Source organism: Fructilactobacillus sp. Tb1, from assembly GCF_050500285.1.
Taxonomy (GTDB): Bacteria; Bacillota; Bacilli; order Lactobacillales; family Lactobacillaceae; genus Fructilactobacillus.
Genome location: NZ_CP191377.1, coordinates 962,300 through 979,639, shown reverse-complemented (window position 1 = coordinate 979,639; position 17,340 = coordinate 962,300). Strand labels below are relative to the sequence as shown.

The following is a 17,340-nucleotide window of genomic DNA, read 5'->3' as shown; positions in this document are numbered from 1 at the left end:
TATTATAATTGTTTTTCTTATTAAGTCAACACGGTGTCTTATTAAGAAAATAAAAAAACGATCAAAATGATCGTTTTCTTCATAATATATTTAATTATTTATCTTCGTAACCATTTGGATGTTTTTGTTTCCAAGTCCAAGCAGTACTAATGATATCTTCGATGTTATCGTATTTAGGTTTCCAGCCAAGTACTTCACGAGCTTTGGTACTATCAGCAACCAAGGTATCAGGATCACCATCACGACGAGGTGCCATTTCAGCAGGAATTGGTTGACCAGTAACTTTACGAGCTGCTTCAACAATTTGTTTGTTTGAGAAACCAGTTGAAGAACCTAAGTTAAAGACATTACTTGGGTTACCTTTTTTAAGGTATTCCATCGCAAGAATGTGAGCATCAGCTAAGTCTAAAATGTGCACGTAATCACGGACGTTAGTACCATCGGGGGTATCGTAATCATCACCAAAAATCTTCAAAGTATCTTGTTGACCAGCAGCAACTTTAAGGACCATTGGAATCAAGTGAGTTTCAGGATGGTGATCTTCACCAATTGAACCATCTTTTTTAGCACCAGCAGCATTGAAATAACGTAAAGCAACTGAATGAATTCCATCAGCCTTTTCTACCCACTTCATGATGTGTTCCATGATTAATTTACTTTCACCATAAGGGTTAATTGGTTCCTTGTGGTCTTTTTCATGAATGGGAACACGTTCCGGATTACCGTATGTAGCGGCAGTTGAAGAGAAGACGATGTATTTAACACCGGCCCGTTTCATGGCTTCAAGAAGCACAATCATACCGATTACATTGTTATCGAAGTATTTCAATGGGTTCTTCATTGATTCTGAAACCAATGAGAAAGCATCCATATGAATAACTGCTTCAATATCTTCTTTTGCAAACAAATCATCTAAAAATTTAGGATCGCGAGTATCGCCCAAATAGAACTTAGCTTTGGGGTTAACTGCTTTACGGTGACCAGTTGAAAGGTTATCTGCGACAACAACGTCGTAGCCTTCATTAATTAATTGGTCAACCATGTGAGAACCGATATAACCGGCACCACCAGCAACTAAAACTGCCATAATTAATTTCTCCTTTGTGATTACTAATTTATGTAATTTTTTTCATTATATCACAATGACTTAAAATTAAATAATTGTCCAGGTCTGACAAAGCCTGATAAAGCGCCTGCTAAGTTGACGAACAACATGATAAAATCTATAATTACCATGATATATTTTAGTTACAATTCTAGGAGACTATTATAATGAATAAAACCGATATTGATACTCAATATGCTGCATGGTTAAATGATGCAGATATGCCTGAAGAATTAAAACATGATTTAAATAAAATGCAAAATAATGAAGATGCTAAAGCAGATGCTTTTGGTACTTCATTATCATTTGGAACAGCAGGAATGCGTGGCCTTTTAGGTGCTGGTACTAACCGGATGAACATCTATACTGTTCGTCAAGCGACTGAAGGTTTAGCTAAATTAATGGAAACCCTTGATCAATCAGAACGTGATCGTGGAGTTGCCATTAGTTTTGATTCACGTTACAACTCAAAACTATTTGCCCATGAAGCTGCTCGTGTTCTAGGTGCTCATAACATCAAAGCTTTTGTTTTTGATGACATCCGCCCTACCCCAGAACTTTCATTTGCTGTTCGTAACTTACATACTTATGCCGGAATTATGATTACTGCTAGTCATAATCCTAAACAATACAACGGTTACAAAATTTACGGCGCTGATGGTGGTCAAATGCCACCTAAGGAATCAGACGTTATGATTTCTTACGTTCGTAAAGTTACCGATTTATTCAACATTCCGGTTGCTGATGAAAAAGACTTACGTAAAAATGGTCTTTTAAACATCATCGGAGAAAATGTTGATTTAGATTACTTAGCTGAAGCAAAATCAGTGAACGTTAACCATGATTTAATCGCTGAAGTCGGTAAAAACCTAAAATTCATCTACACACCACTTCACGGAACTGGTAAAGTTATCGCTCGTCGTGCTTTATCCGATGCTGGATTCAAGAACTATGACGTCGTTGTTGAACAAACAATTGCCGATCCTGAATTTCCAACTACTCCATTCCCTAATCCTGAATTTCCCCAAACCTTTGATTTAGCTATCAAATTGGGTAAACAAGAAGATGCTGACGTCTTAATCGCCACTGATCCTGATGCTGACCGTCTTGGTGCAGCTGTTCGTCAACCAGATGGTGAATACACATTAATGACTGGTAACCAAATTGCCAGTGTGCTTCTTCACTACATCTTACAAGCCAAAAAAGATAGCAATACTCTTCCAGCTGATGGACGAGTAGTTAAATCAATCGTTTCTACTGAATTAGCCACTGATATCGCTAATGATTACGGTGTTGAAATGAAGAATGTGCTTACTGGTTTCAAATTTATTGCTGAACAAATCAAGCAATATGAAGAAAACCACGACCACACCTTCCTCTTTGGTTTCGAAGAAAGTTTCGGTTACCTAATCAAACCATTCGTTCGTGATAAAGATGCCGTTCAATCAACTATGTTACTTGCTGAAGTGGCTGCTTACTACAAGAAGCAAGGCATGACATTGTATGATGGTCTTCAAGCACTTTACGAAAAGTATGGTTACTTTGAAGAAAAGACTATTTCAGAAGAATTTGATGGTCTAAACGGTAAACAAGAAATGGCTGATCTTATGAAAGGTTTCCGTGATAACCCAATGACTAGTTTCAATGGTGTTAAAGTGGTTGCTCTTGAAGATTTCCAAACTTCAGTTAAAACTGATGCTGCTGGAAATGAAACTAAGATTGACTTACCTCAATCAAACGTTTTGAAGTACTGGTTAGAAGATGGTACTTGGTTAGCAATTCGTCCTTCAGGAACTGAACCTAAGATTAAGTTCTACGTTGGTGTCAAAGCTGATACTCAAAAAGCTGCTGATGACTTATTAGCTAGCTATGTAACTGCGATTGATAATGAATTATTAAATAAATAAACAATTAAAAAGACGTTATAAACAGATTTCTGTTTATAACGTCTTTTTTTGCTTTCAATAGTATTCTAGAGAAAGGCTGTAACTGCGGAAGCTCCTACAATTAAAACTAATCCAATAATTGTAAATACCATTTCTTTATGAGTTCGTTTTTGATGCAATACATAAATTCCCGTTAATGTTGATACTAAAACAGCCATTTGCCCTAATACAAATGCAGTAGCAAGCCCATTCATGTTAGGTTGTGCTGAAATTAAATACATCAACATACCAAATCCTTGAAATAATCCAGCTATAATTTGTTTGTAAGAAACTGATTCTAAAAATACATTTTCTTTTTTAAGATTAAGCAAACTATAGATTACAGCAAAAAGAACCATTCCAATTGTTTGAGGAAGAAATGCATGAGCACCGTCCATCGGTTGTAAACTTGGAATCATAGCTTTCATTGATGGCATTGTTACAACTTGTGGAGCGGCAGAATAAACTAAATAACCTAATGCACCAATTAACTGTAAAATAATTGCTTTATTCAACAATCCTTTATCATTATTTGATTCACTATTTTGCGTCCAGGCAGTTAAAGTTGCTCCAATAATAATTACGATTAGGGCACAAAAACCAATTGTTTTTCCTAATGTACCTCCCCAATTACCTAACACAAAGATTCCCCATAAGGATGTCAAAATTAATTGAAATGCTGTAGTAATCGGCATAATTCGAGATGATCCAACTAATTTAAATCCTTTGAATTGCATGATTTGCCCAAATCCCCAGCCTAAACCGGAAATAATTGCAAGCACTAAATCAATTCCAGTTGGAATCGATAAACCACGAATTACTACTAGTGCAATGGCAAAGATAAAACCACCAAGTGTGGCTCCTAAAATCTGATTACTAGGTTTACCACCAATTTTAGATGATATTGTGGGAAATAATCCCCATCCAATCATTGGTCCTAAGCCAATTAAAATTGCTAACGCATTCATTTTGATCTCTTCTTTCTTCTAATTTTCATTTAAAGTTGCAATAAATTTTTGAAATGCTTGATTTCCTTTATCATTCAATTTAAATACACCTGCATTTTCTAACACATGCATAAAGACAATTCCTACTTCTTTATCGATAATTTCAGATACGTTTTCTTTTGTAATTTTATAATTTTGCTTAATTGTTTTTGCCCATGTTAAATGATATTCAGCAATTTTGTTAGGTTCATTTAACAAATATTTTTCAACTTCCGTCAATTCAACTTTTAAACGAGCCGGTAAAATTGCTCTTCCCATTACTTCAATTAGGCCAATATTTTCTTTTTTAATATGTTGATATTCTTGATGGGGATGAAAGATGCCATCAGGATATTGTGATGAAACGTTATTGTCACGTAAAACTAAATAAAGTTCAAATTCATCTTGTGTATTTTTTTTAGCAATTGGTGTAAGCGTATGATGCCGTTTCCCATCAGAATTAGCAATAACTCCAACGCTTTTATCAGAATAATGATTCCATTTTTGTCGAATTAATTCGGCCATATTAATTAAGTCAATTTTATTATCACTAGTAAGACGAATTACCGACATTGGCCACTTCAACACTTCAGATTTAACGTGTGCATATTGATCAACATTAAAAGTGAATCTAGGTTTTGCTTTCATCATTGGAAAATCATGTTTACCGCCTTGATAATGTTCATGACTCAAAATTGAACCACCCACAATTGGCAAATCAGCATTACTACCCACAAAATATGTAGGAAACATCGTAATGATTTCAAGTAAATTACTAAAAGTTTGTTGATTAATTATCATAGGAAGATGCTTTTGATTTAAAAAGATACAATGCTGTTCAAAATAAGCATATGGTGAATATTGGAATCCCCACGGTTGCCCATCAATTAACAAATTGACAATCCGATGATTAATTCGAATTGGTGTCTTAGGATTACCGTGATATCCTTCATTTTGCATACATAAATTACATTTAGGATAATCACTAGTTTTAGTTTCAGCTGCCTTGGCAATATCTTTAGGATCTTTTTCTGGTTTAGATAAATTAATCGTAATTTCTAAATTTCCAAAGTCAGTTGCTACTTGATAGCTAATATTTTTCTTAATTTGTGCAGTTTTAATATAGTTATTTAACTTACTCAAATTGTAAAAATAATCTGTAGCTGCACTTGGTGTTTGCTTATAAGCATTCCAAAATTTTGCATTTACAATAGAAGGTCGTGGTGTATATAGATTAGTTAACTTTTCTTCTAACTGTTCACGATTAAATAACGTATTACTAATTTTTTGATTTTTTAACGCAATCTCAATTAATCGTTGTGCCAATTCTAATAAAGATAGTTTGGTTGCTAATTCTTCATCAACATTGGTCTCCCCTACTAAAGCATAGATTTGATTAACTAAATAATTATAATCAAGATTTTGATAAGTACTTCCGGTTTCAATTACCTGTTTGGCATATTGTTCTACTAAATTGGTTTTGTTCACAATAGATACCTTCTTAATTTATAATTTAATTTCTTGGGGACCATCGGAAATATTAGCGATATAAAAATCAGCATCATAGCCAAATTTTGCTTTATAAGTTTTACCTACATGTTCCTTGAAACTTTCAATTTTATCATCTGGAACAATTGCAATAGCACAACCTCCAAACCCAGCACCAGTCATCCGCGCACCAATGGCACCATTTTTCCAAGCAGAATGAACTAACGTGTCTAAGTTAGGTCCAGTAACTTCATAATCATATTCCAATGAAATATGTGAAGCATTCATTAAACGTCCAAACTCATCTAGAGCATTTTGTTTTAAAGCAGTAATCGCTCTAAGCGTTCTTTGATTTTCTGAAACCGCATGACGGGCTCGTTTAATCAAAGTTGCATCATCAATTGCATAGTTATATTCATCAAATTCTTCATTTGACATTGCTCCAAAAGAAGTAAAATCGGCCACTTGATTAATTAACTTAAGTGCTTGTTCACACTCACTTCGACGCTCATTATATTTAGAATCTTTCAATCCCCGTTTTTTATTAGTATTCATAATTACAATTTTGTAATTACCCAGTTTAATTGGAGCTAATTCACTCTTTAATGTATTAGTATCAAGCAAAATAGCATAGCCTTCACGTCCCATTTCTACGGCAAACTGATCCATAATTCCAGAGTTAACCCCAATATAATCATTTTCTACTTTTTGTCCTAATTGAGCTAATTCAACGCCTGATTCAACATCATTAAATTCTGAATTTAAAATTTTACCAAATAGCATTTCAATTGAAGCTGATGAAGAAAGGCCAGATCCATCCGGTAAATTTCCATAAATTAAAATATCAAAACCATGTTGTAATTTATGACCTTGATCGGCAAAAGCTTTAAACATTCCTTTGGGATAGCTTAACCATCCGTCGTTTTTATCATATTCAAGATTATCTAAGTTAAATGACTTAATTCCTGTATCTTTAAAATTTTCTGAGGCAATATTAACTATCATATCGTCTCTTTTTTTTAGTACAGCATAAGTTCCTAAACTAATCGCGCAGGGAAATACATAGCCACCATTGTAATCAGTATGTTCTCCAATTAAATTAATTCTTCCGGGTGAAAAATAACCTTTAGTTGGATTATTCTTATACATATTAGTAAAATCATTTTTTAATTCTTCCATAATTTGTTTTGAAGTTTTTTTAGTTCCATCTTCCATAACAATATTCCTCCTAATATTTTTACAATAAAAGAATAACACTTGTTGGAAGCGCTTACAATAATGGAAATGATTTTTTTACATTATTAAAGTTTTAAAATCAGCCTATTATCCAGATATATGTGATTTTTTTAACAATTTTTTGCTTTTTCGTTTACATTTTCGCACGTTAAATATAGAATTAAAGGGTTAAAGACTACATAAGGAGTATTGCTATGACCTTTGAAGAACTAAAAGAATATGGTCAACTTTTCTATCGAGCTAATTACAAACTCGATAGTGATCTTGAGACTAAAACTTTTAAAATTAAAAACATCAAATCATATCGACATGAACAAAATGATGAAGGCGGCTATACCGACTGGACTGATAATTTGGTCACGCTATACAACTTATTGAGTCCTGTGATTGGAAAAACTTTTGGCTTTGATATTAACTTCAAAACTCGTCAAATGTCACTCTTTTTCCCACTCAAGGCCAAAACTACTAAAGAAGCTTTAAATAATGCTCTTCCATTAGTAGATGTTGTTGATTTAGTACAAGATGAAAGCTCAAACATTGCTACCATTGATATTTCCAAATTCAATGATCGGTATGCTTATGCTTCAAGTCTCTATGATGCCAATCCAATTGCTGATTTAGATTTGAATAATCTTGATAACCTAACTCCTGGAAACGATTCAAAAGATTCCAGTGATAGTGATGACAAGGCTTTTGAAGATTTAAACCTCAACATTGAAAAATTAGACACTTCCGTTGATGCCCTTAAGGAATTAAATGACTTAACTGGTCTTGACGAAGCGAAAAAACAAATCAAAGATATGATTGCGATTGCTAAAATGAACCAACTTCGCGAAGAACGTGGGTTGAAAGTTCCTGCTGGAATTAGTAAACACATGGTATTCGTCGGAGATCCTGGAACCGGTAAAACAACCGTTGCCAAATTATTTGGAACTATTTTAGCGCAAAATCACATTATTGCGGAAAATAAATTTGTCAGCACTGATCGTTCTGATTTAGTTGGTCATTATACTGGTACCACAGCTGACAGAACTAAAAAAGTAATTGAAAGTTCTCTCGGTGGAATTCTATTCATTGATGAAGCTTACCAACTTTCTCACGCTGATAGCCCTACTGACTTTGGTCATGAAGCCATTGATCAATTAATCATTGGGATGGAAAATCACCGGAAAGATTTAATTGTGATCTTAGCTGGATATACTGACCGCATGGAAGAATTTTTAAATGATAATCCTGGATTACGATCACGAATTCCAAACCGTGTGTTCTTTTCTGATTACACAACGGCTGAATTAGTCGAAATTATGAAACAAATGATGAAACATGAGGGCATTGTTAAATTAAAGGATGTTAAATTCTTTGATAAAGACGTGACTGACTTCATCGAAGAAAATCAACCTTCTGGGAACGCACGTTGGGCACGAAACGTGTACCAAGCTATGTTGCAATCCCAAGCACGCCGCGTTGCTTTCATGGATGATCCTACCAATGATGATTTAACTTATATCACTAATGAAGATATTACCAATGCGCTTGCAAATACACCCGCTAACTAAGCTATGACAAATTTGTCATGGCTTTTTTATTTTCCAGCAGTGCTATACTTACAATAAAAACTAAACTTGGAGGCGTTTCCTATTATTTCTCAAACCGTGACTTTTAAAAACAAACTCGCTATTTTAGCTACTGCATTACTTTCCTTTTGTGGTGTCCTACTTGAAACTTCAATGAACGTAACTTTTCCAGAACTATCAAAATTATTTAGTGTTTCACTTGGAACCGTGCAATGGATTACTACCGGTTATCTTTTAGTGGTAACCATTACAATGTCAATGACCGCCTATTTGTTAAAAAAATATCCCATTAAAACGTTATTTCTTGCTGCTGCGATTTTCTTCATTATTGGTGATTTACTATCAGTAATGGCACCTAACTTTACGATCTTATTGTTGGGTCGTTTAATTCAAGCGGGAGCAACCGGAATTTCAATGCCAATGATGTATCACGTAATTTTCACGACGGTTCCTCGCCATAAAATCGGAACTTATGTGGGAATTTGTTCAATGGTCATTTCCATGGCCCCTGCTTTAGGTCCTACATATGGTGGGGCTTTATCATATCTCCTAAATTGGCGATATATTTTCATTATCGTATTACCAATTGCATTTATCACTGTGTATCTTGGATATAAAACCATTGATTTACAGCCTCAAGGGGTCACCAAACATTTTGACTTTTCCGCCCTTGCCTTAATGGCAATTACTTTCTTTGCCTTCGTGTGGGCTGCTAACCAAATTGGGATTAAAGGTGCAACTACCATTAGTTGGCTAGCTCCAATCATCATCGGAATCATCACATTAATCAGCTTTTTATACGTTAATAGTCATGGTAATTCTGAATTAATTTCTTTTGCACCTATGCAAATTAAAGCGGTTTATCTAGATGCTTTTACCTATATGGCATTAATGTTTGTCAATATCGGAATCTCATTTGTAATTCCGATTTATGCAGAAATTGTCTACGGTGCTAGTCCGTTAACTGCTGGATTAATTCTTCTTCCTGGATCAATTGTCGGTGGAATTACGTCCCCAATCTCTGGAATCATTTATGACCGTTTTGGTGCTTTCAAGCCTATCCTAACTGGTGTTTGCGTTATCGTGATGGCGATGTTGCTATTCAACGTAACTGAATCAGTGACTACCAGTTTAACGTTGACACTTTTATTTACCCTATTACGTTTTGGAATTAACATGACATTTTCAAACACAATTTCTAACGCTCAGGCTAATGCTCCAATCAGTCAAACTGCTGATATTAGTTCGATTTTTAATATGTTACAACAATATGCTGGATCTCTAGGAACGACGATTCTTGCCAGTGTCATTGCATTTCATCAAAATCAAGCTACATCACACGCTGAATTTATCGCAAAAACCCGGCTTGGTGGCAACATTGATTATTTAACGTTATTAATTTTGGCAATTATCATTGCACTCGTTACCTTCTACAACTGGTATACTCAATCACGAAAGAAGGCTACCCATGAAAACCACTAATGCTGCGATTGAAAAAATTGCTCCTAACATTCATCAGCTAACTGATGAACAAGAGCAGTTAATTAAACGAATTGAAAAATTTTCTAAGGACCGAATTAATGATGGTCATTCCATTTTTACCATTTATGGAGACTGTGGAACCGGAAAAAGTGTCGTCTTAAGTCAATTATTTTTTGACTTACAACAAGCCAGCCACGATAAAAAAAGTGACTTATATCAAACTCACAACTATTTTCTCGTTAATCATCCCGAAGTTTTAAAAGTTTACAAACAAATTGCTGGTGCCGAAAACAACGTCTTAAAGAAAAACTTTATGCGCCCGACTTCTTTCATCAATCAATTACAAAATCGGGACGAAAAAGCTGACATTGTGATTGTTGACGAAGCGCATTTACTTTTATCCCAACCTGATCACTACAATAATTTTTACGGTCATAATCAACTAGAAGAAATCATTAAACTCAGTAAAATTGTGCTTGTCGTTTTTGATATGCGCCAAGTCATCCAAACTAAAAATTACTGGGATCAACACCGTCTTGATCAAATTCTCAAACCCTATTATCACGAAAGTTATCATTTAACTCATCAATTTCGAATGACCGCTAAATCTGATTTAGTGCACTGGGTAGATGAATTTAGTAACGGAAAGTTGCTCCCAATTCCAGCTGATGCGGATGATGGATATGATTTTCGCATCTATGATAGCGCTGAAGCTATGCGACAAGAAATTGTGAAACGTAATCAACAAGTTGGTCTCTCACGGATTGTTTCAACCACTGGCTATCCGTCAACCCTTGATGGGGGCAAACACTATATTGAGGAACGTGGTGGATTTAAGATGCCGTGGGACCAATATAACTACACTAGTACACCATGGGCAGAAATTCCTAAGAGTATTGATGAAGTTGGATCAATTTATACCTGTCAGGGATTTGATTTAAATTACGTTGGCTTAATTTTAGGTCCCCCAATCTATCTTGATCCAAAAGATAATCGGATCAAGGTTGATTTAAGTAAACAAACGAACACTGAAAGTATCAAAAAGCGCAAAGATATTGCTGATCCACAAGCATTTTTACGGATGCAACGCCAGATTATTCTGAATTCCGTAAACGTTTTAATGAAACGAGGCGTCTATGGAACTTACATTTATGCTCATGATCCGCTTTTACGCGAAACCCTCTTAAAAAGTTTTGCTCATATCAAAAAAAATCCCGACAATTAATGTCGAGATTTTTTTGTTTATTTATGCATATCTTTAATAACTTTACGAACACACCATTTTCTAAATTCATCAATTAAGATTAATGGAACTGGAATACAGATTAAGAATAACCAGTCATGTAAACTAAGATCAGCAGTTCCAAAGAGACCGTGAACGAAAGGCATGTAAACTAGAAATGCTAGCAAACAGATTTCGAAAACAATTCCCCACATGATTCGGTGATTTGAGAAAATTCCCACTTTAAATAATGAGTTGCGTTGAGTTCGAATGTTCAATACGTTGGCGACTTGACAGAAAACAATGGCAGCTAATGTCATGGTTGTGGCAACCATGTAGGTATTACCACTAGCAGCAAGTGCGACATGTGGCCATCCGTGTTGCCAGTTCACAAAGAAGTACGCGAACGTTGAAATTAGTGAGGCAATTAACCCATAATAACCAAAACTCTTCCAAATAATCGTCTTATTCAATAAGTGATCAGTCCGTTTCCGTGGTGGACGATCCATGATTCCAGGTTCACTTTGTTCCGCACCTAGACCTAAAGCAGGAAGCATATCAGTTCCTAAATCAACCGTCAAAATTTGCATAACTGTCAGTGGCAATGGAATGGCACCACCAGAAAGCAAGAATAAAATTGATGGGAATGCTTCCGGTACGTTACTAGTGAAGATGTAAAGCAAGAATTTTTGAATGTTACTGTAAACGGTCCGACCTTCTTCAATGGCAGCTACGATTGAGGCAAAGTTATCATCTGTCAAAATCATATCTGCGGCATCTTTGGCCACATCAGTTCCAGTCACACCCATTGCAATTCCGATATTAGCTTTCTTCAAAGCGGGAGCATCATTAACTCCATCACCAGTTGAAGCAACTACATCACCGTTAGCTTGACACATGGAAACAATACGATACTTATCTTCTGGGGCAACCCGGGCAAAGATTACTTCACCCTTTACTGCTTCTTGAAGTTCTGCATCACTCATTTTTCCCATTTCAGCACCAGTAATTACCCGAGCGGCATCAGAAACAATTCCAATTTTAACCGCAATACTCTTAGCAGTTAAAGTACTGTCACCGGTAACCATGATGATTCGAATATCAGCTGTGTGACATTTACGAACGGCATCATAAATTTCTTCACGAGGTGGATCTTGCATAACAGCAAGTCCGACGAAAGTTAAATGTTGTTCAGTATTAGCTGGGGTAGCATCGTCAAAATTATCAGCATCAGTAGTTGTGTAAGCAAATGCTAATGAACGAAGTCCTTGTGCAGCATATTCTCGGTTAGCTTGATCAATTTGAGCTTTGTATTCAGGCGTCATTGGAACAACTTTGCCATTAACTAAGACAGTATCACAAACTGTCATTAAGTTAGACAAAGCCCCCTTAACGTAGACATAAGTTTTACCATCATTGTTCTTTTGAATCGTAGTCATCATACGACGAGTTGAATCAAAAGGTAATTCTTTCAAACGTGGTGAATCTTTGAGTCGATCAGCTAAACTCAAGCCAGCTTTATCAGTCAAAATATTAAGTCCAGCTTCAGTTGGAGTTCCTAAAATTTTAGGCGCATCTCCAGCTTCTTTAGGTTGTTGAATCTTAGTATCGTTATTTAATAAAGCAATATCTAATAATAAACTCAAATCAGGATAATTCTTCAAATCAACATCTTGATTATTAAATTGAATTTTACCGTTATTGTAGTATCCAGTCCCAGTAACCGTAAACTCTTGATCAGGCAACCAGATATGGTTAACTGTCATTTGATTTTGGGTTAGCGTCCCAGTTTTATCAGAACAAATAACGTTGGTTTCCCCTAAAGTTTCCACACTATTTAAGTCTTTCAACAAGGCATGTTGCTTAGCCATCACTTGAGTACCATGAGCTAATGACAAAGTTACAGTAGGTAATAAACCCTCTGGAATAAAGGCCACAATCATCCCTAAAGCAAAAATGAATGACTTAGCTACAGGATAATGAACAAAGAAGATGGCAAGAACAAAGAAACCAAGTCCAATTGCTAATGAAAGAATTGATAATTGACGAGTCAAATGGTTCAATTCTTTGGTTAATGGAGAATCAGTTTGTTTTTGTCCCTGAGTTAAACTAGCAATCTTACCAAATTCAGTATTCATTCCAGTTTCAATCACCATGATGGTTGCAGTACCGTTTGTTACAACGGTTCCGGCAAACACAATGTTTTGAATGGCAAATGGACCTTCACCATGTTTATATTCAGGAAACTTATCTACTGGAATTGATTCCCCAGTTAATGCTGATTCATCGACTTGAAGAGATGATGAACTAATGACACGAGCATCCGCTGGAATTGCGTCCCCTGCTTGAAGTTCCACGATATCACCAGGAACGATATCTTCAGCAACTAGTTGAATTTTCTTACCATCACGAATGGTACTAACGTAAGTAGGCAACATCTTACTTAATGCATCAGTGGCCTTTTTAGCAGCATGCTCTTCCCAATATGAGAAAAGACCGTTAATAACGTTAACTGCCCAAATGGCAATTCCTAATTCTGGAGTTCCAGCAAAAATAGCAATTAATCCTGAAACCCAGAGTAAACATGCCATTAATGAGACGAAGTTCTTCAAGAAATTAAGTAATTCATTTTCTTGTTTACCTTTTTGAATCACATTTGGACCATCTGTTTCAAGCTTTTGTTTAGCTTCAGCAGTTGTTAAACCAGTATGTATTGATAAATCTAAATCCTTTGATAACTCATCGATCGATAGTTGTGCATATTGATCATCGGTCAATTTATCGTTTTGCATTGAACTCACCTCAATTAATATATTTTATTATGTTGTAGATAAGATTAATATTAGTCTTTTTGGATATAATTTCAACTGTTTTTGTTTGGTTTGGGAAACAAAAACCAACACATAAAAAAAGCCACTAACTACGGCAATAGTTAGTGGCTTTTGTGTTCTTTATGATAATTCTGTCTGTACATAAAATATAACACAGATAGCTTAAAAATCAAATAAATTAAACATCACTATCTAACTTATTGTAGTATTCCACTTCAACTGTTTCAGGTAAGATACGAAGCTTAGTAATACTACCGTTACGGGCAGCTTGACCTTGATCAAGTTCTGGTGCGTAACGATCAACAATCGAACGAATTGTCATTCCGTGAGAAACAATTAAGATGACTTCATCATCTTTAGTGTTTTCACGAATGCGATCAAATCCACGATCAAGCCGTTCCCAGAATTGCTTGTTGTCTTCGGCATTGTTGTATAAATCAGCCTTGGCAATCAAATCACGGGCCCGTTCCAAACCAAAGTTATCTAAAACTCCAGCTTCGTTAGTAATTTGAACTTGTTCTCCAACAAATTGCCACATTTGTTCTAAGTTTTCCCCTTCAAAATAACCATGGAATTGTTCTCTCAATTCAGGGAATTGATAAGTAATAATGTTCATTCCATTGGGGTTTTTCTTTAAAATTTCACGACCAGTTTCGATTGCACGACCTGAATCACTAGTAAAAGCGGCATCAAAGTTAATTTTTGCTAAACGGTCACCAGCGTTCTTAGCATCTTGAATTCCTTTTGAAGTTAAAGGTGAGTCAATCCAACCTTGAACCTTATTGTATAAGTTCATGTATGTTTGTCCGTGACGAACTAAGTAAGCAGTAACAGCCATAATATTCTCCTATTTATGTTTCCGTCTATAAATAATTAATTGTAAAATCACGCCAACAATTCCAAGAATTGTTATTCCTACCCCTATTTTAAGTCCTGGAGTGTGGTAAGTAAATTGTAAACTGTGTTTTCCCGGATTTAATTTAATCCCAGTTAAACCATCAAGAACTTTTGTGGTTTTCACTTGCTTACCGTTATCAGTCACCGTCCATCCTTTATCGTAAGGAAGACTGATAATCACTTGTTTCCGGGCCTTAGTCGTCGTAATCTGACCAGTAAATTCATTGCCATGATATTTCAGTTCTTCCGGATTCTTCACGATTAACCGATATGGTTTAGTGGCTTGGACAAATTGATTGAATTTTACTTCGTTAAAACTAGCAAACATTGGTTCCATTTCTAAAATTCGATTATTGCTAGTAAAACTAACTTTGATTTTGTCATCTTTATTAAAGTTCCCTAATTCAATAATTTCAGCCCCTAATTGCGGATAAGCTGTCTTTAACTTTTTCCCATTTACAGTAACATCCAAAAATTGATTTGGACTGGTGGTAGCTAAATCCATATATTGAGTTCCGGTTTGCGCAGCTGTCATCTGAACTGTGTAACGATAATCATCCTTGTTAGCTTGGGAATGCACATCATTAATCTGATTTTCCATAAAGTAATTAGCTTTAGTATTACTTTCTTTTTGTACCAAAGTATTTAAATTAGCAAAAACATTCTCTTTATCAAATTTAATGTGTTTAATCTGATCAGAAACCGCATATCCTAAACTAGCATTGGCTTTGTCAGTGGTACTAGTGACTTTGCCATCATTAGCAATCGTAATTTGTTGATCAATTCCTAATAATTGTTCCGTAACTGGCGTAACCCCATTCGAGCTAATTCTTCGTTCATTTCTACTATATAATCCAAGTTTTGCTAAAGCATCGTGCGTATTTACGTTTAATGATGAAGTGTAACTATTCACCCCACAGAAATCATACAGCAACGAATCATTATACTGGTTGTATTGAATATTAAAACTATTGCTATAAAGTTGGTTATTAACTTTTGTCCGACCAAATTCCGTTTGTCCTTTAGTTTCAGCCTTGATAATTTTAGTAGATTGGTTGAAGGCCTTTTTAAAGTTAGCTTGGTCACCGTATTCATTTGTGCCGCCAAGGGCCATCCACATATTCGTTCCCATTTCCAAACAAACTAGGACGAGCATCATCCACCACATCCGTTTACCAAAGCGATTAGCTAAGATAATTACTACCACTGTTGCCAAGACAAATAGTAAAGCTGGAATAATATAATGATAATCAGCAACATAATATGGAGTGTGGAAATGATACCGTTTAGCAGCTAACGTTTGTAACATGGCTGAGCCATAGCCAAGGGCAATTAAGCCAGCTAAGATACTTCCGGCTTTAATTACGACTTTGTTATCCGCAAAACTACCATCTATCCAAGCTTTGTACCCAAACACAATCATGACAAAGCTCAACATGTAGACTTCCCGGAATGGAAAACCAGCCGGCATTTGAAACATGTGCCACATCGTATCTGTGGTAGTAATCAACATGCCAAAGAAAATCGCGCCAACTAACCAAAATGACGCATGTTTTTCTCGTTTGTTAGTCTGCTTAGAAAGCCAGAACACAAACAACCCAATCACAAACAAACTGCCAATAAATAATGATGGTTCATGATCAAGCCGTCCAACAAAGTTAGTTGCTCCAACCCCTAAACTAACAAAAGCGGATGGCATAAACCGCATCATTGGGAAGAAACTCCACAAGTTAATCTCACTTTTACCAGTCGAAAGCATTCCTACAATCGTTGGAATTAACATGAAACAAGATAACATCGCAGCAATAATGGAACTCGTGACATATTTAATGGTCATCGTTTTATGCTCAGCTAAGTATTTCCAGAATCCAGTTTTTCGATTTAAAAGTACGAGATAAACAAAGTAAATCACGGAATAAATACAGATCATATAGCCCATATAATAATTCATGAAGATAATCGCAAACAATGCAAGGACATACCCGCCCCATTTCCCCTTGTAAAAGAGCCGTTCAATTCCTAAAGTAACCAGTGGTAACATCATTAAAGCTTCTAACCACATAAAGTCATAAAAATACATGGCCACGAAACCACAAAGACCATATGTGACAGATGCGATAATTTGCATCAAATCTTGGCGATTAAATTTAACTTTGAGGAACCATTCCATTGAAAGTGAAATTAATCCAATTTTTAAGATAATAATGGCTTCCATTAACATGGGAACATCCGCCGCTTTTACCAATACTACCAAGAGATTGAGCGGACTCATAAGATAATAAGTGTAGATTGGAATAGCATTATCTCCAAGCGATAGCATAAATGAATACGTACTAAACGTATGCTCTACCAATTGGCTCCGTAAAAATTCAAAAAATGGTAAGTATTGCGTGGCTAAATCACTGACTAGAATATTATTAGAACCTAGTGGCGCAATCCCGCGGAAAGCAAAGGCTACAATGACTACTAACATCGGAAGCAAAAAGGCTGCTAAATAATATTTACTGTGTTGTAAAAATTTCTTCATATAATCTACTTTCTTTATTCGATTTGCGTTATACATTAATTTTACTATAAAAAAAACTTTCAATCAT

At 35.5% G+C, this 17,340-nt stretch carries 11 protein-coding genes; 4 read left to right on the top strand and 7 right to left on the bottom strand.

The features are described 5' to 3' along the window. Nucleotides 1–94: 94 nt before the first annotated feature. Nucleotides 95–1,087 (bottom strand): UDP-glucose 4-epimerase GalE, encoded by a 993-nt coding sequence (galE, locus tag ACQW5G_RS05025; RefSeq protein WP_429970377.1) that lies wholly within the window; start codon nucleotides 1,085–1,087, stop codon nucleotides 95–97. Between the two features lie 185 nt (nucleotides 1,088–1,272). On the opposite strand from galE, the gene ACQW5G_RS05020 reads away from it, so the two are divergent. Next, the gene (locus ACQW5G_RS05020) at nucleotides 1,273–3,012 is read left to right on the top strand and encodes a phospho-sugar mutase (RefSeq protein WP_429970376.1); all 1,740 of its coding nucleotides are present in this window, start codon (nucleotides 1,273–1,275) and stop codon (nucleotides 3,010–3,012) included. Nucleotides 3,013–3,077: 65 nt separating this feature from the next. On the opposite strand, the gene rbsU is transcribed toward ACQW5G_RS05020, so the two are convergent. From rbsU to ACQW5G_RS05005, 3 genes are read right to left on the bottom strand one after another with little or no spacing between them, the layout of a single operon-like run. Beyond that, nucleotides 3,078–3,998 carry a ribose/proton symporter RbsU gene (gene rbsU / locus ACQW5G_RS05015; protein ID WP_429970375.1) on the bottom strand — a complete coding sequence of 307 codons (921 nt, stop codon included), beginning with the start codon at nucleotides 3,996–3,998 and terminating at the stop codon, nucleotides 3,078–3,080. 18 nt (nucleotides 3,999–4,016) lie between these two features. After that, a complete protein-coding gene (gene galT / locus ACQW5G_RS05010) occupies nucleotides 4,017–5,504 on the bottom strand; it encodes a UDP-glucose--hexose-1-phosphate uridylyltransferase (protein ID WP_429970374.1) in 1,488 nt (495 codons plus the stop codon). Between the two features lie 18 nt (nucleotides 5,505–5,522). Continuing rightward, the gene (locus ACQW5G_RS05005) at nucleotides 5,523–6,719 is read right to left on the bottom strand and encodes a galactokinase (protein WP_429970373.1); all 1,197 of its coding nucleotides are present in this window, start codon (nucleotides 6,717–6,719) and stop codon (nucleotides 5,523–5,525) included. Nucleotides 6,720–6,934: 215 nt separating this feature from the next. Here ACQW5G_RS05005 and ACQW5G_RS05000 point away from each other — a divergent pair, with 215 nt between their 5' ends. From ACQW5G_RS05000 to ACQW5G_RS04990, 3 genes are all read left to right on the top strand, one after another. Beyond that, a complete protein-coding gene (locus tag ACQW5G_RS05000) occupies nucleotides 6,935–8,296 on the top strand; it encodes an AAA family ATPase (RefSeq protein ID WP_429970372.1) in 1,362 nt (453 codons plus the stop codon). 96 nt (nucleotides 8,297–8,392) lie between these two features. After that, on the top strand, nucleotides 8,393–9,796 hold the full coding sequence (locus ACQW5G_RS04995; RefSeq protein ID WP_429970371.1) for an MFS transporter: 1,404 nt from the start codon (nucleotides 8,393–8,395) through the stop codon (nucleotides 9,794–9,796). Next, entirely contained in the window at nucleotides 9,783–11,021 is a 1,239-nt protein-coding gene (locus ACQW5G_RS04990; RefSeq protein ID WP_429970370.1) for a DUF2075 domain-containing protein, read from the top strand. The genes ACQW5G_RS04995 and ACQW5G_RS04990 overlap by 14 nt, the downstream gene beginning before the upstream one ends. Nucleotides 11,022–11,038: 17 nt before the next feature. Here ACQW5G_RS04990 and ACQW5G_RS04985 read toward each other — a convergent pair whose 3' ends face one another. The 3 genes from ACQW5G_RS04985 to ACQW5G_RS04975 all read right to left on the bottom strand — a co-directional run bounded on the left by ACQW5G_RS04985 (nucleotide 11,039) and on the right by ACQW5G_RS04975 (nucleotide 17,273). Next, a complete protein-coding gene (locus ACQW5G_RS04985; RefSeq protein ID WP_429970369.1) occupies nucleotides 11,039–13,810 on the bottom strand; it encodes a cation-translocating P-type ATPase in 2,772 nt (923 codons plus the stop codon). A gap of 217 nt (nucleotides 13,811–14,027) precedes the next feature. Beyond that, nucleotides 14,028–14,687 carry a histidine phosphatase family protein gene (locus tag ACQW5G_RS04980; protein ID WP_429970368.1) on the bottom strand — a complete coding sequence of 220 codons (660 nt, stop codon included), beginning with the start codon at nucleotides 14,685–14,687 and terminating at the stop codon, nucleotides 14,028–14,030. A 9-nt stretch (nucleotides 14,688–14,696) separates the two neighbouring features. Further along, nucleotides 14,697–17,273 carry a YfhO family protein gene (locus ACQW5G_RS04975; RefSeq protein ID WP_429970367.1) on the bottom strand — a complete coding sequence of 859 codons (2,577 nt, stop codon included), beginning with the start codon at nucleotides 17,271–17,273 and terminating at the stop codon, nucleotides 14,697–14,699. Between the last annotated feature and the right edge of the window lie 67 nt (nucleotides 17,274–17,340).

Bases quoted from the DNA above. Each gene is read 5' to 3' on its own strand.
- galE (WP_429970377.1), bottom strand. From the start codon at position 1,087: ATGGCAGTTTTAGTTGCTGGTGGTGCCGGTTATATCGGTTCTCACATG.
- ACQW5G_RS05020 (WP_429970376.1), top strand. From the start codon at position 1,273: ATGAATAAAACCGATATTGATACTCAATATGCTGCATGGTTAAATGAT.
- rbsU (WP_429970375.1), bottom strand. From the start codon at position 3,998: ATGAATGCGTTAGCAATTTTAATTGGCTTAGGACCAATGATTGGATGG.
- ACQW5G_RS05005 (WP_429970373.1), bottom strand. From the start codon at position 6,719: ATGGAAGATGGAACTAAAAAAACTTCAAAACAAATTATGGAAGAATTA.
- ACQW5G_RS05000 (WP_429970372.1), top strand. From the start codon at position 6,935: ATGACCTTTGAAGAACTAAAAGAATATGGTCAACTTTTCTATCGAGCT.
- ACQW5G_RS04990 (WP_429970370.1), top strand. From the start codon at position 9,783: ATGAAAACCACTAATGCTGCGATTGAAAAAATTGCTCCTAACATTCAT.
- ACQW5G_RS04985 (WP_429970369.1), bottom strand. From the start codon at position 13,810: ATGCAAAACGATAAATTGACCGATGATCAATATGCACAACTATCGATC.
- ACQW5G_RS04980 (WP_429970368.1), bottom strand. From the start codon at position 14,687: ATGGCTGTTACTGCTTACTTAGTTCGTCACGGACAAACATACATGAAC.
- ACQW5G_RS04975 (WP_429970367.1), bottom strand. From the start codon at position 17,273: ATGAAGAAATTTTTACAACACAGTAAATATTATTTAGCAGCCTTTTTG.